At 55.6% G+C, this 23,881-nt stretch carries 21 protein-coding genes, 1 tRNA gene and 2 pseudogenes; 13 read left to right on the top strand and 11 right to left on the bottom strand.

The genetic code is table 11. The features are described from left to right. Positions 1–19: 19 nt before the first annotated feature. The 5 genes from AC1RO5_RS01365 to AC1RO5_RS01385 form a co-directional block, all read right to left on the bottom strand. Positions 20–1,042: an ABC transporter permease gene (locus tag AC1RO5_RS01365; protein ID WP_413695550.1), complete on the bottom strand. Its 1,023-nt coding sequence runs from the start codon at positions 1,040–1,042 to the stop codon at positions 20–22. Further along, positions 1,042–2,103, bottom strand: a complete 1,062-nt coding sequence (locus tag AC1RO5_RS01370) for a microcin C ABC transporter permease YejB (RefSeq protein ID WP_493172055.1) — start codon at positions 2,101–2,103, stop codon at positions 1,042–1,044. Before AC1RO5_RS01370 ends, AC1RO5_RS01365 begins: the two co-directional genes overlap by 1 nt. After that, positions 2,103–3,971 carry an extracellular solute-binding protein gene (locus tag AC1RO5_RS01375; protein WP_493172057.1) on the bottom strand — a complete coding sequence of 623 codons (1,869 nt, stop codon included), beginning with the start codon at positions 3,969–3,971 and terminating at the stop codon, positions 2,103–2,105. Before AC1RO5_RS01375 ends, AC1RO5_RS01370 begins: the two co-directional genes overlap by 1 nt. A 135-nt stretch (positions 3,972–4,106) precedes the next feature. Continuing rightward, positions 4,107–4,388: a peptidylprolyl isomerase gene (locus AC1RO5_RS01380; protein ID WP_493172059.1), complete on the bottom strand. Its 282-nt coding sequence runs from the start codon at positions 4,386–4,388 to the stop codon at positions 4,107–4,109. A 99-nt stretch (positions 4,389–4,487) separates the two neighbouring features. Continuing rightward, a complete protein-coding gene (locus AC1RO5_RS01385) occupies positions 4,488–5,369 on the bottom strand; it encodes an esterase/lipase family protein (RefSeq protein ID WP_493172061.1) in 882 nt (293 codons plus the stop codon). A 340-nt stretch (positions 5,370–5,709) separates the two neighbouring features. On the opposite strand from AC1RO5_RS01385, the gene AC1RO5_RS01390 reads away from it, so the two are divergent. After that, positions 5,710–6,762, top strand: coding sequence for a hypothetical protein (locus tag AC1RO5_RS01390; RefSeq protein WP_493172063.1), 1,053 nt, complete (start codon positions 5,710–5,712; stop codon positions 6,760–6,762). Between the two features lie 60 nt (positions 6,763–6,822). Here the strand turns inward: AC1RO5_RS01390 and AC1RO5_RS01395 are convergent, their stop codons facing one another. Further along, complete coding sequence (locus AC1RO5_RS01395; RefSeq protein ID WP_493172065.1) at positions 6,823–7,911, bottom strand: 3-deoxy-7-phosphoheptulonate synthase; 1,089 nt, start codon at positions 7,909–7,911, stop codon at positions 6,823–6,825. Positions 7,912–8,537: 626 nt separating this feature from the next. Here AC1RO5_RS01395 and AC1RO5_RS01400 point away from each other — a divergent pair. The 9 genes from AC1RO5_RS01400 to AC1RO5_RS01440 all read left to right on the top strand — a co-directional run bounded on the left by AC1RO5_RS01400 (position 8,538) and on the right by AC1RO5_RS01440 (position 16,920). Next, entirely contained in the window at positions 8,538–9,296 is a 759-nt protein-coding gene (locus tag AC1RO5_RS01400) for a carbon-nitrogen hydrolase family protein (RefSeq protein WP_493172067.1), read from the top strand. Then, a complete protein-coding gene (locus AC1RO5_RS01405) occupies positions 9,297–9,740 on the top strand; it encodes a GNAT family N-acetyltransferase (RefSeq protein WP_493172070.1) in 444 nt (147 codons plus the stop codon). Positions 9,741–9,867: 127 nt separating this feature from the next. Continuing rightward, positions 9,868–10,509: a response regulator transcription factor GacA gene (gene gacA, locus AC1RO5_RS01410; RefSeq protein ID WP_008015884.1), complete on the top strand. Its 642-nt coding sequence runs from the start codon at positions 9,868–9,870 to the stop codon at positions 10,507–10,509. Between the two features lie 2 nt (positions 10,510–10,511). Then, positions 10,512–12,335, top strand: coding sequence for an excinuclease ABC subunit UvrC (gene uvrC, locus AC1RO5_RS01415; protein WP_007933764.1), 1,824 nt, complete (start codon positions 10,512–10,514; stop codon positions 12,333–12,335). Positions 12,336–12,368: 33 nt separating this feature from the next. After that, entirely contained in the window at positions 12,369–12,929 is a 561-nt protein-coding gene (pgsA, locus tag AC1RO5_RS01420; protein WP_007933765.1) for a CDP-diacylglycerol--glycerol-3-phosphate 3-phosphatidyltransferase, read from the top strand. A gap of 63 nt (positions 12,930–12,992) precedes the next feature. Beyond that, positions 12,993–13,068: transfer RNA gene (locus AC1RO5_RS01425), tRNA-Gly, on the top strand. Positions 13,069–13,290: 222 nt separating this feature from the next. Next, entirely contained in the window at positions 13,291–15,129 is a 1,839-nt protein-coding gene (locus AC1RO5_RS01430) for a tyrosine-type recombinase/integrase (RefSeq protein ID WP_493172072.1), read from the top strand. Positions 15,130–15,397: 268 nt separating this feature from the next. Beyond that, positions 15,398–16,153: a hypothetical protein gene (locus tag AC1RO5_RS01435; protein WP_493172074.1), complete on the top strand. Its 756-nt coding sequence runs from the start codon at positions 15,398–15,400 to the stop codon at positions 16,151–16,153. Positions 16,154–16,866: 713 nt separating this feature from the next. After that, entirely contained in the window at positions 16,867–16,920 is a 54-nt protein-coding gene (locus AC1RO5_RS01440; RefSeq protein WP_493172425.1) for a hypothetical protein, read from the top strand. Positions 16,921–16,998: 78 nt separating this feature from the next. Here AC1RO5_RS01440 and AC1RO5_RS01445 read toward each other — a convergent pair whose 3' ends face one another. Next, positions 16,999–17,388 carry a winged helix-turn-helix transcriptional regulator gene (locus tag AC1RO5_RS01445; protein ID WP_493172076.1) on the bottom strand — a complete coding sequence of 130 codons (390 nt, stop codon included), beginning with the start codon at positions 17,386–17,388 and terminating at the stop codon, positions 16,999–17,001. A 98-nt stretch (positions 17,389–17,486) separates the two neighbouring features. Here AC1RO5_RS01445 and AC1RO5_RS01450 point away from each other — a divergent pair, with 98 nt between their 5' ends. Continuing rightward, positions 17,487–18,500, top strand: a complete 1,014-nt coding sequence (locus AC1RO5_RS01450) for a zinc-dependent alcohol dehydrogenase family protein (RefSeq protein ID WP_493172079.1) — start codon at positions 17,487–17,489, stop codon at positions 18,498–18,500. A gap of 113 nt (positions 18,501–18,613) precedes the next feature. Here the strand turns inward: AC1RO5_RS01450 and AC1RO5_RS01455 are convergent. The 3 genes and pseudogenes from AC1RO5_RS01455 to AC1RO5_RS01465 form a co-directional block, all read right to left on the bottom strand. Next, positions 18,614–19,118, bottom strand: a pseudogene (locus AC1RO5_RS01455) (IS5 family transposase); the annotation flags it as partial. A 286-nt stretch (positions 19,119–19,404) separates the two neighbouring features. Then, positions 19,405–20,400 carry a ferredoxin--NADP reductase domain-containing protein gene (locus AC1RO5_RS01460; protein WP_493172081.1) on the bottom strand — a complete coding sequence of 332 codons (996 nt, stop codon included), beginning with the start codon at positions 20,398–20,400 and terminating at the stop codon, positions 19,405–19,407. A gap of 91 nt (positions 20,401–20,491) precedes the next feature. Next, positions 20,492–20,755, bottom strand: a complete 264-nt coding sequence (locus AC1RO5_RS01465) for a 4Fe-4S dicluster domain-containing protein (protein WP_493172084.1) — start codon at positions 20,753–20,755, stop codon at positions 20,492–20,494. Positions 20,756–21,114: 359 nt separating this feature from the next. Here AC1RO5_RS01465 and AC1RO5_RS01470 point away from each other — a divergent pair, with 359 nt between their 5' ends. Beyond that, the gene (locus tag AC1RO5_RS01470; protein WP_493172086.1) at positions 21,115–21,810 is read left to right on the top strand and encodes a glutathione S-transferase family protein; all 696 of its coding nucleotides are present in this window, start codon (positions 21,115–21,117) and stop codon (positions 21,808–21,810) included. Positions 21,811–22,215: 405 nt separating this feature from the next. Then, positions 22,216–22,455 (top strand): annotated as a pseudogene (locus AC1RO5_RS01475) (recombinase family protein); the annotation flags it as partial. 1,007 nt (positions 22,456–23,462) lie between these two features. On the opposite strand, the gene AC1RO5_RS01480 reads toward AC1RO5_RS01475, so the two are convergent. Beyond that, a complete protein-coding gene (locus AC1RO5_RS01480) occupies positions 23,463–23,879 on the bottom strand; it encodes a nuclear transport factor 2 family protein (protein WP_493172088.1) in 417 nt (138 codons plus the stop codon). Positions 23,880–23,881: the final 2 nt, after the last annotated feature.

A 23,881-nucleotide genomic window follows, 5' to 3' on the forward strand; every position in this document is an offset into this window, starting at 1 on the left:
TCCGTGTCATGGTTGTCGATCAAGAGCGTGGATCAAAGGCATCACGCAAGGCCTCGCCAATGAACACCAGCAACGAAAGAATCAGTGCCAGGGTGAAAAACGCCGTCAGCCCCAGCCACGGTGCTTGCAGGTTTTGCTTGCCTTGACCGATCAACTCGCCCAGGGACGCGCTGCCGGCCGGCATGCCGAAACCGAGGAAATCCAGTGCCGTGAGCGTGGAAATCGCCCCGGTCAGGATGAACGGCAGATAACTCAGGGTGGCGTTCATTGCGTTAGGCAGAATGTGTCGTACGATCACCTTGCGGTCGGTCAGGCCCAACGCACGGGCGGCTTTGACGTATTCCAGGTTACGCCCACGCAGGAACTCGGCGCGCACCACGTCCACCAGGGCCAGCCAGGAAAACAGTGCCATGATCCCCAGCAGCCACCAGAAATTCGGCTCGACGAAGCCCGACAGGATGATCAGCAGGTACAGCACCGGCAGCCCCGACCAGACTTCTTGCAGGCGCTGACCGATCAGGTCGACCCAGCCGCCGTAGTAGCCTTGCAGCGCGCCGGCGGCGATGCCGATCAGCGCGCTGACAAAGGTCAGCATCAGCGCAAACAGAATCGACACCCGCGCGCCGAAAATCACTCGGGCCAACACGTCGCGAGCCTGATCGTCCGTACCCAGCCAATTGACACTCGTGGGCGGGCTCGGCGCCGGTTTGTTGAGGTCGTAGTTGGGGGTGTCGTCGCTGAACGGGATCGGCGGAAACAGCAACCAGCCGCCGTCCTTCTTGATCAGTTTCTGCACGTAATCGCTGCGGTAGTCGGCCTGAAACGGCAGCTGGCCGCCGAACTCCTGTTCGGTGTGGCGTTTGAGTGCCGGGAAGTACAGCGAGCCCTGATAACTGACCACCAGCGGTTTGTCGTTGGCGATCAACTCGCCACCGAGGGTCAGCAGGAACAAACCGACAAACAACCATAGCGACCACCAGCCTCGGCGGTTTTTCTTGAAGCGTTCGAAACGGCGACGGCCCAGTGGCGAGAACTTGAACATCAGGCGTTCCTCGCGGCGAAGTCGATACGCGGGTCGACCAAGGTGTAGCAGAGGTCACCGACGATTTTTATCAGCAGGCCGAACAAGGTGAAGATGAACAACGAACCGAATACCACCGGATAGTCCCGCGATACCGCGGCTTCGTAACTCATGCGCCCCAGGCCATCGAGGGAAAAGATCACTTCGATCAGCAGCGAACCGGCGAAGAAAACGCTGATGAAAGCCTGCGGAATCCCCGACACCACCAGCAGCATCGCGTTGCGAAACACATGGCCGTAAAGCACCCGGCGTTCACTCAAACCCTTGGCCCGGGCGGTGACCACGTACTGGCGGGTGATTTCATTGAGGAAGGAGTTTTTGGTGAGGATGGTCAGGGTTGCAAAGCCGCCGACCACCAGCGCCGTCACCGGCAGCACCAGGTGCCAGAAATAATCGGCGATTTTGCCCACCGTCGACAGCGACTCGAAGTTGTCCGAGACCAGGCCGCGCACTGGAAACCAGTTCAACGAGGTGCCGCCGGCGAAGACTACGATCAAGAACATCGCGAACAGGAACGCCGGCATCGCGTAACCGATGATGATCGCGGTGCTGCTCCAGATATCGAAATGGCTGCCGTGGTGCACGGCCTTGCGGATGCCCAGCGGAATCGACACCAGATAAGTGATCAACGTCGCCCAGAGCCCGAGGGAAATGGTCACCGGCATTTTTTCCAGGATCAGATCGGTGACTGTGGCACCGCGGAAAAAACTCTTGCCGAAGTCGAAGCGGGCGTAGCTCTTGAGCATCAGCCACAAGCGTTCCGGCGCCGGCTTGTCGAAGCCGTATTGCTTTTCGATCTCCTTGATCAACTGCGGATCGAGACCACGGCTGGCTCGTGAGCTGCCGTGCATGGTCTCGCTGGAACCGCCGCCGACACTCGCGCCACCGATGCCTTGCAGGCGTGCGATAGCCTGTTCCACCGGGCCGCCGGGCGCGGCCTGGACGATGGCGAAATTGACCAGAAGAATGATCACCAGTGTCGGGATGATCAGCAGCAAACGCCGCAGTACGTAAGCCCACATCAGCGAGGCCCTCCGGGTTTGCCGCGCTTGATGAGTTCGGCGGTCATCTGTTCGTTGGTCAAGGGAGTGGAGCTGACTTCCCACCAACTCTCGATGGCTTCGTCATTGCTCGCTTGCACGGAAGGAATGCCGAAGCGGTTCCACCACACGGTCGAACTGCCGGGCGGGTAATAGTTGGGAATCCAATAGAAGTTCCATTGCAGGACACGGTCCAGGGCATGGGCGTAGCGCAGCATGTCGGCCTGGGTGGTGGCCCGGACCAGGCCGTTGATCAACGTATCGACTGCCGGGCTTTTCAGCACCATGTAGTTGTTGGAGCCCGGATCGCTGGCCGCTGCCGAGCCAAAGTAGTTGTACAGCTCGTTACCCGGCGAGTTGGTGACCGGGTAGCCGGTGACGATCATGTCGTAGTCCCGGGACATCAGGCGGTTGACGTACTGGGAGGCGTCGATGCGGCGAATGTTCAGGTCGATGCCGATTTGTTTCAGGGTGCGCTTGTAAGGCAGCAGCAATCGGTCCATGCCGTTCTGGCTGATCAGGAAGGTGAAGCTCAGCGGTTGACCTTCGGCGTTGACCAGTTGATCGCCATCGGGTTTCCAGCCGGCCTGTTCGAGCAGGTCCAGGGCTTGCAACTGTTTGTCGCGAATCACGCCGCTGCCATCGGTTTTCGGTGCTTCGAAGACCTGAGTGAAGACTTCGTCGGGGATCTGCCCGCGCAGCGGTTCGAGAATCGCCCGCTCACCCGCGTCGGGCAGTTGTCGGGCAGCGAGGTCGGTGTTGGAAAAGAAGCTCTGCTGGCGGATGTACAGGTCGCGCATCATCTGCCGGTTGCTCCACTCGAAGTCCCAGAGCATGGCCAGCGCCTGGCGCACGCGGCGGTCCTGGAACATCGGGTTTTGCAGGTTGAACACAAAGCCTTGGGACGGTTGTGGTGCCTGCGTTGCCAAGTGTGCTTTTTGCAGGCGACCGTCGCTCAGGGCCGGACTCTCGTAGCCGATGGAGTAGGCGGTGGCGGAGAATTCGCGGTTGTAGTCGTAGGCACCGCCGCGCAGAACCTGACGGGCGACGTCGGTGTCGCCGAAGTACTCGATGCTGAAATGATCGAAGTTGTAGAGGCCGCGGCTGACCGGTAAATCCCTGGCCCACCAGTCGGCGTTACGCTCGAAGGTGATGCTGCGCCCGGAATCGACCTTGCTCACCCGGTACGGCCCGCTACCCAATGGTGGCTCGTAACCGCCACCGTTGGCGAAGTCGCGGGTTTTCCACCAGTGTTCGGGAAACACCGGCAAAGTGGCGATGTCGAGGGGCAGGGTGCGGTTTTCGTTGCTCTTGAAGTCGAACCGAATGGTTAGCGGTGATTCCACTTCGACGCCTTTGACGTCGGCGAATTGCGTGCGATAGCGCAGGCTGCCCTGAGTCATCAGCAGGTCGAAGGTGTAGCGCACGTCTTCGGCGGTGATCGGCTTGCCATCGGCGAAACGGGCCTTCGGGTTCAGGTAGAAACGCAGGGACAGTCCATCATCGGAACGCTCCATCTGCTGCGCCACCAGGCCGTACACGGTGTAGGGTTCGTCCAGCGAACGCACGGCCAGGGGCGAGTAGATCAAGCCATCGACTTGTGTGACGCCAATCCCTTTGTCGATGTATGGCAGGACGTGGTCGAAATGACCGATTTCCAGCGCCGAGCGACGCATCGTGCCGCCCTTGGGCGCTTGCGGGTTGGTGTAGTCGAAATGACTGAAACCGGCGGGATACTTTGCCGGTTCACCGTATACGGTCAACGCCTGTTGCGGTACAGCGTTCACACCGGCGGCGCCCAACAACAGGGCCACGGCAGTGAACAGTAGAGTGGGGAAAACCAGTCGCATTGTCAGCCTTAGAGCCGGGTGATCGATAAGCACAATTTGTACGCTAGCGGCGCGTCCCTCGCCAGCCGTATCACGTAACGAAAACACAACGGCCCACCAAAAGGCGGGCCGTTGTGCAGGAAACTCAAGGGTTGATCAGTCCTGACGGCTGGTCACTTCCAGCAGGTGGAAACCGAACTGAGTCTTGACCGGGCCTTGCACCACGTTGATTGGCGCGCTGAAAACCACGGTGTCGAATTCCTTGACCATCTGGCCTGGACCGAACGAACCCAGGTCACCGCCCTGGCGGCTCGATGGGCAGCTGGAGTTGGCTTTGGCGACTTCGGCGAAATCGGCGCCGGCTTCGATCTGGGCCTTGAGTTCGTTGCACTTTTCTTCGCTGGAAACCAGGATGTGACGGGCAGTGGCTTTAGCCATGGGAAAATACTCCATTCAATGTTCAGTAAAATGCGGAGCCTACCGGATTCAGTGGGCTATTTCTCTCTCAAAGTTTCGTCCAGCTTCATAAGGCACTGCCTAAAGGCCGGCATTTCTCAAGCGTTCGGCATGCTGTACATACAGGGCGATCGGGTCGATGCCCTTGCGGACCTGACCGGTGGTCTGGCTGAGGCTGTCCAGATGATCCAGCGGATAGTCGGAACGGATCACTTTACCCAGATGGGAGCTGAACCGGCCGACCATGCCGTCATTCTGTTCGGCTTCGGTGGTGAAGTAGTGGGAGAACGCCCGAAGAAACCCGTGCAGCGGGTTTAGCGCATAGAGCCCCTCGTCGAGGATGTTTCCCTGCAGGATGCCGCTCCAGGAATAGTAGCGCACGCCGTTCACCAGTTCACGACCCTTGCCGCCCCAGGTTTTCGGCAGCCCTTGAGGGTACTTGTCGTTGAATGCACCGACGCCTTCGGTGGTCAGCGCGTTGAGCGCGGCGATGGCATTCTGCGGCAGGTGCCGGTTGCCACTGAGCAACGACAGGAAGTCGGCGAACAGGGTCGCCACCGCCCCGGCGACCTGTTCCGGCAGGCGTCCGGGCGTCAGCGCCTTGCGCAGGAAGTCGGCCAGTTCCGAGCCGTGGTTCGGCCCGCTGACCGATGTCACCGAAGCGACCGCCTCTGGCGCCATCGCCCCCGCATATCGTGCAGCCAGTGCGCCCTGGCTGTGACCGATCAGGTTGACTTTGCTTGCGTCGGTTCCTTGCAGAACCCGGTCGATCTGCACCAGCAGCTGTTCGCCACGGGCTTCATTACTGTGGGTAGCCGACAGGTGTGGGATGAAAACCCTCGCGCCGGCGCTTCTGAGGGCCTGTTTGACGTCATGGAACAGTTCCAGTTTGCCAATGCGATCGAAGCCGAAGAGCCCGTGGACCAGCAGGATCGGATAGTCAGTGGTTGCATTCCGTAGCATGTGCATTTCCTTTTTCGCAGTAGGTCAGGTGTGTGCTCAAGGGGGCACTCTAAAGCACACCCACCGCTCGGCGATGTATGAAAAAGCCGCTGTAACCTGATGAAAACGGAATAGAAATGGTACGAAAACTCGAATGAGTGTGAGGTCTTGGTCGGAATATCCGGACATCTTTTTAACGATGAGCGAGCGCTTCCTCTCAATGACCTACTTCTGATACATCATTTTTCCGTGCAAACCGACGCGATTGCCCGGCATCGCGGATCTATGTCGTGGGTTTCAATAGGCTTCGTTCGATGCTGACCTTCAAGGCGGCATTTATTCCAAGGACTGGAGGGTATGAATGACTACTTATGAAGCAGATAACCTGAATGCTGCTGGGCAATACATGGCTGCGCCACAGCTAAACCAGGCGGATGACTCGGTGCTTGATCCGGCCGACAATAAAGCCATCATTACGGTCGCGCCTTACCCGTACATGGTCTGCGGAGACAAACTGGAAATGTCCTGGTCAGGTATCGATGCAGAGGGGGTTGCGTATTGGCATGATGTGTCGCGCTTCGTCAGCGAAGCTCAGGTGGGCAGAGCGGTGGTCTTTTGCGTATCGGGTGAACACATCGCTGCATTGGACGGCGGGTCGCTCGAGGTTTACTACACGCTCTATAGCGCGCTCCTTTGTGAACCTGTGGAGTCCGGGCGTTTATACCTGAGCGTTGGTGATGCGCGGGCAGATTTGCTGCCAGCGATCGTGAATGATGCGGTGGGCGGCACGCTCGATCCGGACAGAGTCGCCGAGGGCGCGCGCGTAACGATCAGGCCGTATGCGCGGATGGCGGTTGGAGATCAGGTCTTGCTGTCCTGGGCCGGTGTCACGCCACAAGCGAGCTTCAATGACACCTTGAAAGTCGAAGCCTTTGCGGTGGGTGGCGAACTGTCGTTTTGGGTAAGCCCCGATTGTATTGCGACCAATCTCGGTACCGCCGTCACGATCAGCTACTGCGTCGAGCAAAAGGGGCGAGTGTCACGTTTCTCCGAGCCTGCGCAGTTGTTGATCGGCCCGCTGGAACGAGGACCGCTATTGCCGCCCACCGTGCTGGAAGCCGATGAGGGTTGGCTGGAGCTACAGGACGCGATCGATGGGGTCACCGTTGTGATCGACGCCGCTCAGGCTGAAGAAGGGGAACTGGTCTATCTGAAGTGCGACGGGGAGCATTTCAGTCACCGCGATGATCGAGAGATTTCCAGGGACATGGCCGGTCAGCCGCTGGTATTTATCGTTCCCTACAGGTTCTGGCGAAAGCATCGGGACTTGACGGTCCAGGTCGCGTATTCGGTCGAACGCCTCGACGATGTGAGTCAGCAGTCTGAAGTCACGTTGGTGCAAGTGCAGTCGTAGACTGACTCTAACATCGACCGCCTTCCAGTCTCCGAATGAAAACCGGAAGGCGGGTACTGATCACATCGGCTGTTGGTTGTGACGCTGCGCACGAAGTTGTCCGGCAGCTTGTAGCAACAACTGTTCCGTCCCGGCCCAGCCAAGGCAGCCGTCCGTTACCGACACCCCGTAACGCAACGACGGGCTCAACGGTTGGCAGCCTTCGAACAGATGACTCTCAATCATCATGCCGACCAGCGAGCGATCACCGTGCAGGCGCTGTTCAAGCACGTCGTTGAACACGGCGGGCTGACGCAACGGATCTTTTCCGCTGTTGGCGTGGCTGCAGTCGACCATGATCCGCGCCGGGATCTTGAGTCTGGTCAAGTCGCTGTGCACCTTGGCGATGCTGTCGCGGTCGTAGTTCGGCCCGCGATGGCCACCACGCAATACCAGGTGAGTGTCGGGGTTGCCCGGTGTCTGGATAATCGCAGGATGGCCCTGGCTGTCGACACCGAAGTGGCGATGGGGATGAGCGGCCGAGCGCATGGCGTCGCTGGCGACAGCCACACCGCCATCGGTGCCGTTCTTGAACCCTACCGGCATGCTCAGGCCGCTGGCCATTTCCCGATGGATCTGCGACTCGGTGGTACGGGCTCCAATCGCGACCCAGCTCAGCAGGTCGTCAAAGTAACCGGCGGCCATCGGTTGCAGCAGCTCGGTAGCAATGGGCAGGCCCAGTTGGAGCATTTCGCGCATCAATTCGCGGGACAGGGTCAAACCGCCCGCCATGTCATCGCTGCCATCCAGGTGCGGGTCGTAGGCCAGGCCTTTCCAGCCGACCGTGGTGCGGGGTTTTTCGACGTAGGCGCGCATCACCAGCAGCATCTCATCGCTGACTTGTGCAGACAGACGGGCCAGGTTGGCGGCGTATTCGAGGGCTGAACGTGGATCGTGAATCGAGCAGGGACCGACGATCACCAGCAGACGGGAGTCTTCACCGTTGAGGATCGCGCGGACGGCCTGGCGGTGGGCGGCGACTTGTTGGGTCAGGGCATTGCTGAGTGGCAGTTGCTGTTTGAGTTGCAATGAGCTGGGTAGACGCAAGGTCAGCGCTTCATTGGCAGGGCTCAAGGTGGACAGCGGCAGAGCAGAGACGGACGAGTTCATATTCGGGCTTCCTGGGCTGGCGGCGGGTTCGTCCCGCGCGCTTGGCCCTACTGGGGTGTTCGACAATTGGCCGGATTGGCTGCGTGTGTGTGCTTGCCACCTGTGGGTGACCGATCGGAGGCGGCAGGCTGTCCCGAGCGGAAGCTGGTAAATCGCCAGGCGGTAAAAGTGTCGTAACGGTAATAAGTGGCGTAATTCATGTTCAAAACTCCTGGATGTCTGGTGTGACGCTAAAAATGTTCAGGGCTGAAAAAACAAAACCCCCGGTCGGGAGGCCGACCGGGGGTTGAAAATTCTCTGGTGGCGACCCGTTTAAAATGGGCGCCGTGTGGGTATCAGGCGCGCCAGTGGCTAAACCAATACCCAAAATAAAAGCTGACCGAAGCACAAACGTCATTCACCCGGGCAGCCGCAACCGAGCGCGGGGCGCTGGCGGTACGAAGCTGTGAGAGGGCGTTGAACATGGTCTGTCTCCGATGAATGAGCCGAGCTTACTAGAGGCCGGTGCGCGGATTCAATCAGAAAATGCTATCGATGTTCATGGGCTTTTCTATTACTTGAGTACGTCGGGGGTTGTGACACACTTTGCGCTGCGCCCAACCACAACACCGTCACAAGGACGAACCATGACGACACTGACCATTGCCGCCGCTCAATCGATTTCCATCGCCGGTGATCTTGCCGCCAATATTGCCCGGCATCTGCGCTTCATGCAGGTTGCCGCGGAGCAGGGCGTGCAATTGCTGGTGTTTCCGGAACTGTCGCTGACCGGCTACGAGCGTGGTCTGGCAGCGGAGCTGGCCATCGCGCCAGACGCCAGAGTGCTGCAACCACTGCGCGATTTCGCGCGTGAGGTCGGCGTGACCAGTGTCGTCGGGATGCCGATTCGCCTGTCGGACGATTCGCCGGTGTTGATCGGTGCCCTGGTATTGGGAGCCGATGGTTCGCTCGGGGTTTACAGCAAGCAGCACCTGCACCCAGGGGAGGAGGTGGCGTTTGCCCCGGGAGCAGGCGGTTCGACATTGAAGATCGGCACCGACACCGTCGCGTTGGCGGTATGCGCCGATTTTTCTCACGCCAGTCACGCAGCCGCCGCGGCACTACAGGGCGCTGATCTTTATGCCGCGGGCGTGCTGATCACAGAAAACGGCTACGCTCCAGATACCGCACTGTTGCAAGGTTATGCCCACACCCACTCGATGGCGGTGCTGATGGCCAACCATGGTGGCGCAACGGGGGGCTGGGAGTCTGCTGGGCGCAGTGCAATCTGGGCGGCGGACGGGTCGTTGATTGCGGCTGCGCCGGGTACGGGGAACCTTATGGTCGTTGCTCGTCGCAATGCTGACGGCTGGAAGGGGCAAATCGTGGCTGTAGCGGAGGCTTGAATGGGTTTCGAATTGCGTCCGGCAACGTCTCGGGACCTGGACTTTGCTCGTGACCTGACTTGTCGAAATATGCTGCGCTACTACATTCAACATGAACTGTTGTGGCTGGACGAAGCTTTCGATGTTGCTTGGGAAGGGCGCGAAAACTGGCTGATTGTGCGTGATGACACACTGATGGGGTATGTCAGTCTGAGCCGTGACGCCAGAGCCTTGTATATCCGCGAATTGCATTTACTTGAAGCGTACCGGGGGCAGGGCGCCGGCTCCTGGGTGATCGATCAGGTATTCGCCATGGCCTGCAAGGAACGGCGCCCGGCATTGCGTCTGACCGTATTTGAAAATAATCCGGCAAAAATACTTTACGAGAGAAAAGGCCTGAAGGTGGTCGGCAAGGACCAGTGTTTCCTGAGAATGCAGCGTGATATCAATGGACTGCATCGCTGAAACACACTGCCAGCAAGCCTCGCCAGAAGAATTGACACTTTTTATATGCTGCTTTCCGCTAGGTCTGCCAGTCGCTTTTTGCTAAGGTGTCCGGCAACCCAATAAGACCAAATCGCGAGGTGTCTGCTTGATTAGGGTGCTAGTAGTCGATGACCATGATCTCGTTCGTACAGGCATTACACGAATGCTGGCTGACATCGATGGCCTGCAAGTAGTCGGTCAGGCCGAGTCGGGAGAGGAATCCCTGCTCAAAGCGCGTGAGTTGAAACCCGATGTGGTGCTGATGGACGTCAAGATGCCCGGGATCGGCGGTCTTGAAGCCACGCGCAAATTATTGCGCAGTCATCCCGACATCAAAGTCGTCGCGGTCACCGTGTGCGAAGAAGATCCGTTTCCTACCCGCCTGTTACAGGCAGGTGCCGCGGGTTACCTGACCAAGGGCGCCGGGTTGCCGGAAATGGTCCAGGCCATTCGCCTGGTGTTTGCCGGGCAGCGTTACATCAGCCCGCAGATTGCTCAGCAACTGGCGATCAAGTCGTTCCAGCCAACCAACGATTCGCCGTTCGACGCGTTGTCTGAACGGGAAATCCAGATTGCGTTGATGATTGTAGGCTGTCAGAAGGTGCAGATCATCTCCGACAAACTGTGCCTGTCGCCAAAAACAGTGAATACCTACCGTTACCGTATTTTCGAAAAGCTTTCGATCAGCAGCGATGTCGAGTTGACGCTGTTGGCGGTTCGTCACGGCATGGTTGATGCCAGCCTCTGAAAATGACTGAAACCTTCGATCCAAGTGCTTTTCTGTCGACGGTCAGTGGGCGGCCGGGTGTCTATCGCATGTTCGACAGCGATGCCCGTCTGCTTTATGTCGGCAAAGCCAAGAATCTCAAGAAGCGTTTGGCGAGCTACTTCCGCAAAACCGGTTTGGCTCCCAAAACCGCTGCGCTGGTAGGGCGTATCGCCCAGGTCGAAACCACCATCACGGCAAACGAAACCGAGGCCTTGCTGCTCGAACAGACGCTGATCAAGGAATGGCGCCCGCCGTACAACATCCTGCTGCGCGACGATAAGTCCTACCCTTATGTATTTCTCTCGGATGGCCAGTTCCCGCGCTTGAGCATCCATCGCGGAGCGAAAAAGGCCAAGGGCAAGTATTTCGGCCCTTACCCCAGCGCAGGAGCGATCCGCGAAAGCCTGAGCCTGTTGCAAAAGGCTTTTTTTGTTCGTCAATGTGAAGACAGCTATTACAAGAACCGCACGCGACCTTGCCTGCAATACCAGATCAAGCGCTGCAAGGCGCCGTGTGTCGGCCTGGTGGAGCCCGAGGTGTATGCCGAAGATGTTCGCCACTCGGTGATGTTTCTTGAAGGGCGCAGCAACGCGCTGGCGGACGAGTTGTCCGCGGCCATGGAAGAGGCGGCGGTCAACCTTGAGTTCGAGCGTGCCGCCGAATTGCGCGACCAGATTTCATTGCTGCGCCGGGTCCAGGACCAGCAGAGCATGGAAGGCGGGACGGGCGATGTCGATGTGATCGCAGCGTTCGTCAATCCTGGTGGCGCTTGCGTGCACTTGATCAGCGTACGCGGTGGCCGGGTGTTGGGGAGCAAGAACTTCTTCCCGCAGGTGGGTATTGAAGAAGACGTTTCCGAAGTCATGGCGGCGTTTCTCGGTCAGTACTTCATCAGCAGCCCCGAACGCGACTTGCCGAGCGAGCTGATCGTCAACGTGGTTCACGAAGACTTTCCGACCCTGATCGCGGCCATCGAAGAGCTGCGCGGTCGTGAATTGACCATCAGCCATCGTGTACGGGGTACACGAGCGCGCTGGCAGCAATTGGCGGTCACCAATGCCGAGCAGGCGCTGGGCGCACGTCTGGCGAACCGGCAACACGTCGCGGCACGTTTCGATGCCTTGGCTGAAGTGCTGAGCCTGGACGAACCACCGCAACGTCTCGAGTGCTACGACATCAGTCATTCCAGTGGCGAGGCCACCGTGGCGTCCTGCGTGGTGTTCGGCCCGGAAGGCCCGATCAAGTCCGACTACCGCCGCTACAACATCGAAGGCGTCACGCCAGGCGATGACTATGCCGCGATGCACCAGGCCCTGACCCGACGCTTCAGCAAGTTGAAGGACGGGGAGGGCAAATTGCCGGATATTCTGCTGGTCGACGGCGGTAAAGGTCAGCTGTCGATGGCCCGTGACGTGCTCAATGAGCTGGCCGTGCCCGACCTGATTCTACTGGGCGTGGCCAAGGGTGCGACGCGCAAGGCCGGTTTCGAAACCCTGTACCTCAACGACGCGGCCCATGAATTCACCTTGCGCGGTGATTCCCCCGCGCTGCATTTGATCCAGCAGATCCGCGACGAAGCTCACCGTTTTGCCATCACCGGGCACCGTGCGCGGCGCGGAAAAACTCGCCGTACCTCGACGCTTGAGGGGGTTGCCGGTGTCGGACCGACACGTCGACGCGATTTGTTGAAACATTTTGGTGGATTGCAGGAGCTGTCTCGTGCCAGCATCGAAGAGATCGCCAAAGCACCCGGGATCAGTAAAAAGCTCGCAGAGTTGATTTATGCAAATCTGCACAGCGAGTAGAATGCCCAACTCACCTCGTAGCCAGTTGTGCCGATGAATATCCCTAATCTGATTACCGTTCTACGCGTCCTGCTCATCCCGATCTTCATTTTGCTGTTTTACTTGCCTTACCACTGGAGCTATCTGGCGTCGGCTTCGGTTTTTGCCTTTGCCGCCGCGACCGACTGGCTGGACGGGTATCTGGCCCGACGTCTGGAACAAAGCACTCCGTTCGGGGCCTTCCTCGATCCTGTTGCAGACAAATTGATGGTCGCCGTTGCGCTGGTGCTGCTGGTGCAAGAACACGGCAACCTGTGGCTCACGCTGCCGGCCGCCGTCATCATCGGTCGCGAAATCGTCGTCTCGGCACTGCGCGAGTGGATGGCTGAACTCGGCGCCCGTGCCCATGTAGCGGTGTCGAACCTGGGCAAATGGAAGACCGCCGCGCAAATGCTGGCGCTGGTGATCCTGCTGGCCAACCCGTCGGACTTCAGCTTCTGGGTCCTGATGGGTTACGCCTTGCTGATGGTGTCCGCTGGCCTGACCTTGTGGTCCATGGTCCAGTACTTGCGGGCCGCCTGGCCGCATCTGAAGACGGATGTGGAAAAGAAATAAAACTTTTTTGAATCAAGGGGTTGACGGGGCATCTGGATTCTATAGAATGCGCCTCACCAAGACGCGGGAATAGCTCAGTTGGTAGAGCACGACCTTGCCAAGGTCGGGGTCGCGAGTTCGAGTCTCGTTTCCCGCTCCAAATATTGCGCTGCAGAGTTCCACTGAATTCTGTAAGTGATTGAAATCAGGACCTTCGGGTCCTTTTTTCGTTCCGGCGGGAACCACTGAAATCCAGCACTATCCGGTGCGTTTAAGTCCAGGATTAAGTCCAAGATTCTGACGCGTACGGAATCGGTTTGTTGCTGGAGCAGTTTGCGTAGCGAGATGAGCATCTGGCCCTGACTCTGTTCAGGAGCTCGCGATGGCACTCTCAGAAATGTCTATTCGGCACGCCCGAATCACTGGTATTGACTACACGCTCGGTGACAGTGACGGCCTCACGCTCAATGTGACGGCCAGCGGTGGAAAGATCTGGCTTTTCCGTTACTACTGGACGGGTAAGCAGAAGCGCATGTCCTTGGGTTGTTACCCGCAAATTAGCCTCAAGGAAGCGCGTACCCGTCGTGATGAAGCGCGTGCCTTGGTTGCCCAAGGCATCAACCCCTATGAGCACCGTAAACAGCAGCGCCGTGCTGTTCGTTTTGCGACAGAGCATACCTTCGGGGCCGTGTTCGATCAGTGGGTGGAGTTCCGCAGGCTGAGCCTAAAGGAAGGGCGCCAGAGCACGCTCTCGCAAATTTTGAGAATCTTCAATAAAGACGTCTTGCCCATACTGGGTGGGCGGTCCATCTACGATATCAGTCGTCACGATCTGCTGGATTTGCTAAGCAGGATCGAACAACGCAAGGCATTAACGACAGCTGAAAAGTGCCGGACCTGGTTCAACCAATTGTTCCGTTATGCGCTGGTGAAGATCGAGGGGCTGGAACACAATCCGGCTTCAGACCTCGATGTTGTCGCACTCCCCAAGCCTCCGGTGTCACACAATCCGTTTCTTCATATGGACGAGCTGCCTGCGTTGATGACTGCTCTCCGAAACTATGGTGGAGCGAACCAAACACGCCTTGGCCTTCGATTGTTGTTGCTGACCGGTGTCCGCACGGGTGAGTTACGCTTGGCGACACCCGACCAGTTCGATCTGGAGCAGCGGTTATGGATCATACCGGCGGAGGTGGTGAAGCAACTCCAGTTAGCTATGCGGAAACCAGGCAAGCATGTCGCAAATATACCGCCCTACATCGTCCCGCTCTCGGTTCAGGCGCTTGAAATAGTGCGTCACTTGCTGGACCAGGTTCTCCCTGCGCAACGATATTTGTTCGCGCATCGAAGCGATCTAACCAAGCGTATTAGTGAGAACACGCTGAATGGTGCGCTGCGCCGGATGGGGTATGCCGACCAACTCACAGGTCATGGGATGAGGGCTACGATCTCGACGGCGCTGAACGAGATTGGATACCCGAAGGTATGGGTCGACGCGCAGCTTTCTCATGCCGATCCAGACAAGGTGAGTGCGGCCTACAACCATGCGGAATATGTCGAGCAGCGCCGAACCATGATGCAGGACTGGGCGAACCGTCTGGATCTTTGGGGGCAGGGCCAGCCGAAAGCAGCAAGCTCTCCGCTGACTATTCGTTTGGAGGGCGCAGCTTCGTTGCCCTTACCGGAAAACGCGAACGCAAGTGCCGTTCTGTACAGCAGCAGTTTTCCATCGGCGACCGCCCCATCGACGATGCTGGCCAGTAGCAAGAAAGCCCCCATTGGGTCCATCCAATTGCCTGTCGTGCCCGTTCCAATCCGGACTGAAAAGCCGCGTAAACCGCACGTGTCTGATATCCAGCGCGAGCGCGCCGAAATGCTCGCGACGTTTGAGGCTTCGAGTAACTTGCCGCTGCTGGTTTTCGCCAGGCTGGCAGGCAAATCCCGCGATCAGATCAATCGCGATATCAAGGCTCGACGTCTTCTGTCCCTGAGCTTGGGGAATCGTGGTCAGCGCATTCCAGATTGGCAGCTCGATCCATTGCGGCACAAGTTGGTACTTGCGGCGTTAGCGCGGTTTCCGGATGTGGATGCGTGGAGGCTTTATCGGACGCTCTGTGAGCCTCATGAGCGACTGAAAGGTCATTCGCCAATCGATGGGCTCACTATGGGGAATTTCGAAATTACTGCCAGGATTGTTTGCAGTGCCTTGGGCTCGAGCTAATGTTCCATCTTTGAGTGCTTGACGGGGCTTGCTATTGATTTGATTGCATTTGGCGAGCTCCCGTTGTCACCTGGCTACTCGTTGGTAGTAGGGCGCTGATCGAGGCACTGAAGAAAGTCAAAATATCCGAAGAACATTTTGACAGGGCTCTAAAACAATATTTTCAGGCAGAAAAAGTTCAAATATACCCCCAACTTTGCCCCCAGTTGCATCAAATTTGCGAGCGATCGTGAATGGCAATCTCTGACAGAGACCAAGATGGATTCGGATGGCTTTCAGTGTACCTCCATCTCAGATTGGAATGTTTGGCATCGATCGTCGGTTGATAAAGGCAGAGAGGGTGGCGCGTAAACTTATACGGATATATCGGGAAGAGAATGACCCGTTGGTAATGGTTTTGACGGCTCAACAGGCGATGAGTGTCATAAAGCGTAAAGGCTTTGATCCGAAACGAGATGTGCTACACCCTCTGAGTGTTAATTATGGTGGCGCGCTAGTTGGGATGTATGCCAAGCACACCTTCTCTAGAATGGTTCTTGGAGGTCAGTTAATGGCAAACACCGGCGCTTTGACGTATTCAATTTATGATGTAAAGAGAAATGGCTCATTTACCAAGCTGTCAGATTACCCATATTCTTCAATAGCCAGCGATGTGACGCTTGATCAGCGTACTAAGCAGAAGTTGAAGTCAGAAAACTGGCTGATAATCTTTGACGACAATACAAGTAGTGGCAAGACTGTTGACAATGTTAGGCAGTTGGCTGCGAAATCAGAAATCTACGGATGTATCGATACTTTTACATGTCGAGCCAATCCAAATATTGAGAAATACAAGCAATCTCTCACCCCTGAACAGAGAATCGATATTGTCGGGGTGGCGGGTTTGAGGCTGAGGAAACTGAAGGTCACAGGAGACAAAGAGCGTTATAAGGAGATCATTGGGACAATAGTGGGGCATCGGTTGTCCAAGATTATTAGGTCCTTAGCGAAATCAGAAGCTCTATCGCCGCCTCTCAAGTGCTAGTGTAGGATACATCCATCGTCAATTTATTCATGCTCGTATCTTGCCAGTTTGTGGTTCATTGCGAACAGTATTTTTCCCTTTCTAGTATGCCGTGGCAAATGTGGAAAGGGTGCTGATTTATTTAGCAGGCAAATAAATCCGCCCCCTTTCTAGGGAAACGCTTTAAAGGCGCCGGTGAGGACACCGTCAGACCATTACGGCAAGCAGGTCAGAACTTGCCGTCCACGCCGATGCGGAACGTGTCATTACGTCTGTCGCAACCCGGGGCTATCTTGTAGGGCGCGCCCATCTGCCGTGTGATTCTTCCGAGAAGGGTGCCGCTGGACCTTAGGCTGGGGGCATCCTTTTCAAACCATCCAAAGCATGTCCTCAGATATGCCCCCGAGTGTGGCAATCCATTGGAAGTGGATGGATCTCCATGGTCTATCAAAAGGCAGAAATGATCAGGCTGAACACACTGTTCGACGACACCTAAAGACTCTCAGGGTCGCCCAGACACATCAGCATCCAAGCGGATGAGTTGCTGCGCAACGAACAGGTGCAGAAAGCCTACCTCGGCGAGTAATTGGCACGCCTGCCGAAAAGTTGTTTTCCATTGAATAAGGACGATGTGGCCTGTGTCGCGCGGTTTCTGGCCGCACCGGCCTATCGCCGGATAAATCTCACGGCAAGGAGGAGGGGCGGGGACAAACGGGCAGTCACTGACCGACGGAATTGTGGTCGATCTTTCGCGACATATGGACAAGATCCTGCAAATCGACCCGTGAAACAGGCGTGCCCGGATCCAGGCGGGCGTTGTCAAAAAGACTAGCTCAATCCGGCGCTGAAGCCCTGTGGGTTATTGTCTATAGTGGATCGGCAGATTCTGGGCGCTGTCTGAGCGCTTCACGGCGTTTGAAAGCCCAATCTATAAGTTCGGCCATTGAGGGGGCCAAGCCAGTACCCATTTCGGTAAGTGCATACTCTACCTTAGGCGGCACTTGCGGATAAACCGTGCGGCTGACGATTCCATCAGTCTCAAGTTGCTTGAGTTGCTGGATAAGCATCTTTTGATTGACGCCTTCGACGCGTCGTTCCAGCTCAGAAAAGCGCAGAGGTCCTTTCGCTCCGAAAAGTTGACAGATAATGACGATCTTCCACTTTCCTTCAATAACTTGCAGGGCTTCTCTTGTCGCAGCTGCCCAGACGAGTTGCTGCTTGGGATCTTCGCATTTCCAATCGCGCTGAGTTGCCATACTTACCTCTAGGTGGGTTACCAACAAAATAGTCTGTTCTTGTCTAATGATCAGCTACATCATACTTTGACAGGACCTTTTATCGGAGGCTACTGCTTATGAAAGTCGTGAGATGGACCAATGGGGCCAAGCCCGATCTGGAAATGCATGAGGAAGGGGTACCGAATCCGGGTCCTCATGAAGTGCTGATCCGTGTACACGCCGCATCGCTGAATTTTCGAGATCAAGCCATCCTTGACGGCGCATATGGCGGGCTTACTCGACAAAATGGGATTCCCCTGTCGGATGGCGCTGGTGAGGTGGTCGCGGTAGGGAGCGCTGTTACTCGAGCAAAGGCTGGCGACCGGGTCACGGCAGCTTGTCATCCTGCGTGGATAGGCGGTTCGTGGTTACCCGAATATCAAGCAGACAGCTTGGGTATGACCACTGACGGATGGCTTGCCGAATACATCCAACTGCATGAAAACGCAATTGTTCATCTTCCGCCCTACATGTCCTATATCCAGGCGGCGTCACTGCCATGCGCGGCTGTTACAGCTTGGACCGGTCTCAGTTTGTCGTCTCCCCTTCAGCCAGGTCAGACGGTTCTTATCCAAGGTACCGGTGGAGTTGCATTGTTTGCGCTTCAAGTCGCGCGAATGTATGGCGCACGTGTCTTTGCTATTACCTCATCTGAAGAAAAGGCTGAAAAACTGAAGGTTTTGGGGGCCGAGGCGGTTGTTAACTACCGTACGTACCCTGATTGGGAAAAAAAAATCCTCGATCTCACCAATGGAAAAGGGGTCGATAAAGTGATCGATATTGCCGGAGAAAAGACTATCGTCAAATCAGCAGCGTCGACTCGAATTGGTGGCGATGTCACGTTGGTTGGCTTCACAAGCGGATTTGGCGGCGGGATTCCGCCGATTGATATACTTTCCCGAACGCTTTCAGTAGCAGGTACCTCCATCGGCCCGCGAGTGAACTTCGATGCCTTGATGACTGCGATGGCCCAGCATGAGATCGAGCCCGTTATCGATAAGGTATTCCCGTTTGCTGAATACCGTGACGCTTATAGGAGAATTAAAGCGGGAGAGCATGTCGGCAAAATCGTTATAGAGGTCGCCAGCTAGCTTGTCTTCTGCTCACTCGAAACCCAAGCTCGCCAGTTGTCGATTGGGCCCGGTGAATCTGATCTGATACCGAAAGCCTCGGGCTTTCGCGATTCGAGCATGAGTTACCGCATGCTCGAACCTTCGGTACCGATGTGGGCTTTGGCGCCGAAATAGTATTGGTTGCCTTTCTTGGTCTAATGCATTTCCGGGTTGCGCTTGCCGTCTCCTTTCTTGGTCGAACTGGGCGCATGAATCTTTGTGGCATCGACGATGGTGCCTTGACGCGGTGGCCAACTCATGTTTTTCCAGTAGGCGACGGAAATTCAGAATGGTGGTTTCGTCCGGGATTCGCTCGAGACTCAGACCAGAAAACTGACGCAGGATGGTCGTTTCATACAATGCTTCCTCCATCGCGGGTTCGCTGTAGCCGAACCAGTTTTGCATCAGACGCACGCGCAGCATCGCCATCAGTGGATAGGCCGAACGACCGCCTTCACCCTTTGGATAGTGCGGCTCGATCAGGGCGATCAAGCCCTTCCAGGGCACCACCTGATCCATCTCGATCAGAAACAATTCCTTGCGGGTCTGTTTGCGCTTGCTGGCGTACTCGGCGTCGGCGAAGGTCATCTGTTTCATCATTGAAAAGCTCGGCGACTGGTGTCCGAAGATTTTGCCAAATCAGTAAGTCTTTTTCAGAGTTTCCCTAAGCTTTTCACCCAATTCGGAGAGGGCAGTGTCCCAGTCGATCTTGACAAAATCGCCACGCGGTTCTGTACGTGGATTCAAGCATTTTTGGGGCGAATTTACGCGATCCGGATCGTTGTGAACCTCCAGAAACGACAATCCTTTATGACAAGAAGTCCCGCCGTACGGATGCCTCATATCATGATGGAGCGCGGTCACGTTGCCCTGGTCATCGAGTTCAGCCAATATTGGGTAGTTCGGTTCGTATATACGACAGAATGTATGTGCTGTTTTGGGCATTTTTGATGACACCACGTCGCTCGTCGAAAGGCAGGACGAGAAATGCTGTTCCACGGTAGCCGATAACACGCAAAACCAGGCCAGTATCCAAAAGCAACTCTTCATCAGTCGGTTGCGCATTCAGGTTCCTACTCACATCTAACACAAGATGATTGCGCATTACTCGCAATTGCTCGACTTTACCGTTGCCCGACAACGACACAGGAGATATCAGAAAGCGCAGCACGATGCGTTTGTTATCGGCCTTGGGTTCTCGTTGGACCAAGCGTCTGAGAGTCTTGAGTTTCCGCACTGTTTCCCAGTCAGCCCCCATCAGAAACTCATCGCGCTCACCAGGCAACTCCTCGCCCTGGACAATGACCTCCACACCGTACAGGTGCTCCAGTTCTTCCAGCTCAGAATTGTAATTGGCATCTTGCAGGCTCCCTCGACGCCCCAGAATGACCACTTCCTGAATTTGGCTGCGATGTAACGCTGCTATCGCATGATCACCGATATCGGTTTTCTCCAGCTCCGACACTGGCATCGTCAGGATTCGAGCGACATCAAGTGCGACATTACCGTTGCCGACGACGATTGCCCTGTCGCAGGACAGGTCGAAATCGAGATAGCTGAAGTCTGGGTGGCCGTTAAAGAAAGAGACGAACTCTCGCGCCACCCAGCGCCCGGTCAACGACTCCCCCTCAATGCCAATGCCCATGCGCGAATGCTGTTTGCACCATGGTGTAAAAACCGCGTCATACCAGTGCGCCAGTTCGTGGTAATGGATGTCTTTTCCTATCTCCAGGTTGCCGATAAATCGCACTCGTGGGTTGTTCAGGAAAAAGGAGAGCTGACGAACAATCACCCATTTCTTTTCGGGGTGATCCGGAGCAACTCCCGACCGCGCCAATCCCCAGGGAGTGGGCAATCGCTCGAACAAGTCGATTTCCACTTCGACATGTGGTCTTTCAAGCAAATGTTCAGTCGAATAAGGCCGGGCAGGCCCCGCGCAACCACTGCAACTCGAAGACGTCGAGACATGATCATCTGCTCCGCGTGGAAAAGAATTCCTTATTTATTTGAGCATAGGGCTGCCATTTCTCCGGCAAACAACCCGCTTCATAGATTGCCAATGCAGGGCAAACGTCTCGACAAGCACCGCAATTCACGCAGACATCCGGATTGATATACATTTTCTCTACTCCGTCGAACTCCTTTTCATACGGCCCGGGGCTGATGCAATTGACGGGACAAATTTCTACATATGAGTAGTTTGCAATGTAGGGCGCCGCGATTGAGTAAGCCATAAGGTTAGAGTCTGGTTTTTATTAGATTGATTGGACATCTAGCGATACATTGTAAAATTAAAAATCAGTGCATGTCAGGCGCCTGAATGTTGCTGGGGCGTTATGCCTGAGACTAGCATGCGATCTCGTCAAGCGACCCGATACTTCCTCACGAGACAAATACCATGGCTATCTAAGAACATATACTGTAGCCGATTTAATTGCCGGCATGGGCGTGCGGAAGTCGAAGGTATGAGCAATTGAGGCAACTCCGTTTTGAATATTGCCAAAGAGCGGAAAACCTGATTAGATGCAACGACCTGCGGAAATCCAACCCTTTCCCCTCGGGGCAACTCGTTGAATACAATTGGAGAGATCATATGTTCCTGCTTCATCATTCGCAAACTTGTCGTTCGATGCGCATCAAATGGCTGCTCTGCGAACTGGGTCTGCCCTATGAAGAGAAGAAGTATAATTTTTACAATGAGGAACGGGTAAATCCCGATTACCTTAAGATTAATCCGGGCGGCACATTCCCCACGGTCGAGGATGACGAACTGATCCTGACTGAATCGGGTGCTGTCATCAATTATGTCCTGCGCAAATATGGGGGCGGCCGATTTCAGCCAAATAGCATCAAGGAACAGGCCATCGTTGATCAATGGATGTTCTGGTCCGAGGGCAATTTCGCAATCCACCAGAGATATTTCTGGGACCATTCTGTTCCGAAACCGGCCTGCATCAGCGATCCAATAGACAGTATTGGAATCGAAGGCAAACGACAGGCAATCAAATATTCGCTTCAGTTGGAGCTGGCATTGCGGGATACGGGTTATGTGGTTGGTGACGACCTTACCGCCGCAGACTTTATGCTCAGCTTCCCCATATATCTCGCCGACAAGGCAGGATGGTTCGAGACCAGGCCAAAAATTCGAGCGTACATAGATCGGCTGTTGGCGCGTCCCGCGTTCCAAGAGGCGATAAGAGATACCGAGGAGACTCTAGGCACGTTATTCGGCGATCCGAATGCTAAGAGCTGGCGGGACTTCGAGGACACCGTCGAAATATGGAAGTAGCACTTTTCGGGCTGATATCCTGCCTGTCGCCCCAAGGGTTGAGTCTGGGGGGGGGGGCAGCCGCGCAACAAAGGAAAATATGAGCGAACTTCCAGACAATCAGGTGGCTTGTTCAGCAGATTGGCCGCGTTCCCTCCCGAAAATTGCTATCGGCAAGCGCAAACGGCGCCGATAATGAACTGCCCAAGCCGCCTGCTGCCCTTGGGGAGTGGCCGTTGCGTTCTGACTTCTCCGCTTACGCTGGGCTTTGGTGGTTGCGCGGCGGTGCAGCCACCCCAATAGGCGGCGCTTCTTCTTGATTTCGCGATTGGTTTTCGGGGCGTGTTGTCCACAAGCGGGCGGCTATAGGAAAGAGCTAAAGGGATTCTATAGGATAAGGTTTGAGATTCATGGCGGTGTAGCTCGGATGTTTACGCCGCCATTGCCCGCAAGGATTACGAGCAGCGCCCCGAACGTCAGGCCCAAGGCATCGAGAACGCCAAAGCTGCTGGCAAGTATCAGGGGCGAACAGATGAGGATCTGCACAAGAGGGTCAAAGAACTGCTGCAAGACGGCTTGGGCATTAGGGCAACTGCGCGGCACACGAACTATTCCACCACTACAGTACTGAGAATCCGCGATCTTAAAATTATCACCAACTGTTAAACGGAGTGCTCGACGCAGTAACTATGTCTGATATTTTTTTCTTTCGTATTGATTAGGATTTCTGTAGCTTGCAATACCAACTCCTGATTTGGGTTTTGCCCAGTAAATAATTTTTTGAGGACTTGAAATTTGGTCTTCAAAGTGTCTAGGAAAATGTGGGGTTTTCCATAGAATGACCCGGCCTGAATTGTACCCCTTGCTCATGTATGTTAGCGATGATTCGACTCTCTGTCTCTTCTTAGAAATCCTAATTTTTTAGTTTGGGCTCCTTCTCTAGAATTTTTTATATTACGTAAATTGCTTCTGATGCCTGCTCAGCTCCATCTTATTTCATGATTCTGGCTAAATCTTCCTGTAATAAATCTTGTCCTTGGAGGAAAGGCTGTAAAAGTCTTTGACGGTCACTAGCATTTTGGGGGAGGCAGCTCCATAGTCGAGGCTATCACCTCGGTTATCTGCAGCAGCTAAAGCGCAGCCAAAAAATCACTAGCCACTGCATCCTCCCCTTGCGGCGATTGAGTATTTCAGACTCCATAGTATCTATCTATTTAGAATACGAATTCGATTTCTTCTCGGATTTATCCTGGCAAGAAGGTGCCAAACATCTCCAATGTTGAGATGTTGCACAAATATTTCCGCATATCTATATTGGAAATCAAATTCGATTTCGCCAGCAAATCGGTATCGTGCTGTCGCTAACACTATCTACATGAGAACAGTTTCGATTTCGCTACTCTGCAGAGGGCTGCGGTTGGCGATTGGTAGGAGCCAGAGAGGCTGAGCGGTGTTTCAGCAGGGACTCCAACCAATGACGCGTTGGCTCGCAGAGATTGATACAGAGGGCGTTTTCAACTCCTGCCCTCAACCGTGGTTGAGGGTAGATTCAAGGCATTGGTTTTCGTCATGGACAGCTTCCGTTGCTAACCGGCCAGGCCGCGGATGAGGATCTGAAAAGTCTGCATCCTGATGATGTGCTTTTTACATAAAAGGCCCCAGGAGTCAGGAAGTCAATCATTGCGCGCGTTTCGCAACTTCAAAACAGCAAGGGGGTTATAGAACTCTCGCCAGCGCGTGACCTTGCCGGCTTCTACCGTAAGCATGAAAAGATAGTGGTTAGTATAGTCCGGCTTGCCGCCAATATAGGTACCCAGTGAGCGCGCTTCGATAATGGTGTGGCTGGTTCCCGGCTGCTCGATGACATCCACCAGATTCAGTTCGAATGCATGGAATACTTTGAGCGCATTAATCGCTTGGATGAATGCATCTACCCCCTGTAGCAGCACCGGCGCCCCTGAGTGATGGTAGGGCCAATCGAGCTGAACCTGGGGCGCCAGCAACGCCCGCAGACCATCGAAGTCACGGGCTCCCAGGCATTGAAGGGCAAGTACCGCAGTGTTCACAGTACTGCTTGTCTGCGTGGTCATGA

It is taken from the genome of Pseudomonas sp. GW822-FHT02G04, assembly GCF_058802085.1.

Coding starts and splice junctions, on each gene's coding strand:
- AC1RO5_RS01365 (WP_413695550.1), bottom strand. CDS start 1,042: ATGTTCAAGTTCTCGCCACTGGGCCGTCGCCGTTTCGAACGCTTCAAG.
- AC1RO5_RS01370 (WP_493172055.1), bottom strand. CDS start 2,103: ATGTGGGCTTACGTACTGCGGCGTTTGCTGCTGATCATCCCGACACTG.
- AC1RO5_RS01375 (WP_493172057.1), bottom strand. CDS start 3,971: ATGCGACTGGTTTTCCCCACTCTACTGTTCACTGCCGTGGCCCTGTTG.
- AC1RO5_RS01380 (WP_493172059.1), bottom strand. CDS start 4,388: ATGGCTAAAGCCACTGCCCGTCACATCCTGGTTTCCAGCGAAGAAAAG.
- AC1RO5_RS01385 (WP_493172061.1), bottom strand. CDS start 5,369: ATGCTACGGAATGCAACCACTGACTATCCGATCCTGCTGGTCCACGGG.
- AC1RO5_RS01390 (WP_493172063.1), top strand. CDS start 5,710: ATGACTACTTATGAAGCAGATAACCTGAATGCTGCTGGGCAATACATG.
- AC1RO5_RS01395 (WP_493172065.1), bottom strand. CDS start 7,911: ATGAACTCGTCCGTCTCTGCTCTGCCGCTGTCCACCTTGAGCCCTGCC.
- AC1RO5_RS01400 (WP_493172067.1), top strand. CDS start 8,538: ATGACGACACTGACCATTGCCGCCGCTCAATCGATTTCCATCGCCGGT.
- AC1RO5_RS01405 (WP_493172070.1), top strand. CDS start 9,297: ATGGGTTTCGAATTGCGTCCGGCAACGTCTCGGGACCTGGACTTTGCT.
- uvrC (WP_007933764.1), top strand. CDS start 10,512: ATGACTGAAACCTTCGATCCAAGTGCTTTTCTGTCGACGGTCAGTGGG.
- pgsA (WP_007933765.1), top strand. CDS start 12,369: ATGAATATCCCTAATCTGATTACCGTTCTACGCGTCCTGCTCATCCCG.
- AC1RO5_RS01430 (WP_493172072.1), top strand. CDS start 13,291: ATGGCACTCTCAGAAATGTCTATTCGGCACGCCCGAATCACTGGTATT.
- AC1RO5_RS01435 (WP_493172074.1), top strand. CDS start 15,398: ATGGCTTTCAGTGTACCTCCATCTCAGATTGGAATGTTTGGCATCGAT.
- AC1RO5_RS01445 (WP_493172076.1), bottom strand. CDS start 17,388: ATGGCAACTCAGCGCGATTGGAAATGCGAAGATCCCAAGCAGCAACTC.
- AC1RO5_RS01450 (WP_493172079.1), top strand. CDS start 17,487: ATGAAAGTCGTGAGATGGACCAATGGGGCCAAGCCCGATCTGGAAATG.
- AC1RO5_RS01465 (WP_493172084.1), bottom strand. CDS start 20,755: ATGGCTTACTCAATCGCGGCGCCCTACATTGCAAACTACTCATATGTA.
- AC1RO5_RS01470 (WP_493172086.1), top strand. CDS start 21,115: ATGTTCCTGCTTCATCATTCGCAAACTTGTCGTTCGATGCGCATCAAA.
- AC1RO5_RS01480 (WP_493172088.1), bottom strand. CDS start 23,879: ATGACCACGCAGACAAGCAGTACTGTGAACACTGCGGTACTTGCCCTT.